This is a genomic window from Paraburkholderia sp. SIMBA_054 (genome assembly GCF_046534875.1).
In the GTDB taxonomy this organism is placed as follows: domain Bacteria; phylum Pseudomonadota; class Gammaproteobacteria; order Burkholderiales; family Burkholderiaceae; genus Paraburkholderia; species Paraburkholderia hospita.
Genome location: NZ_JAWRXV010000451.1, coordinates 1 through 320, shown reverse-complemented (window position 1 = coordinate 320; position 320 = coordinate 1). Strand labels below are relative to the sequence as shown.

The window sequence follows — 320 nt, the reverse complement described above, 5'->3', positions numbered from 1 at the left end:
AATATCGCATTGCACTGCCGCTTGCCAGCCGGTCGGAAAGATGTCGCCGAGAAAAAGCACCTGCTCGTCGGTGAGGCCGTCCGGAATCTTGACGTGCGTTTTGTCCGCGAAGGGCACGCGCACGAACTCCGCCTGGCCGCCGGGATAGCCGCCCGTCAGATGCGTGTAGCCGAAGAGACCCGCTGTGGTGTGGCCGAACATCTTGTCGGCGATGTCCTTGTTGCGGTTCGTGCGCTCGCACACCGAGAAGTTGCCGCGCCGGCACTGATCGCATTCGCCGCAAATGATCGTGAACGGTACGACGATGCGGTCGCCGACCT

The 320-nt window shown here is 62.5% G+C and carries 1 protein-coding gene; it reads right to left on the bottom strand.

From position 1 onward, the window contains the following. Window positions 1-320 (bottom strand): alcohol dehydrogenase catalytic domain-containing protein (locus SB822_RS55865; protein ID WP_410858947.1); only part of this gene is annotated, 320 nt, incomplete at both ends.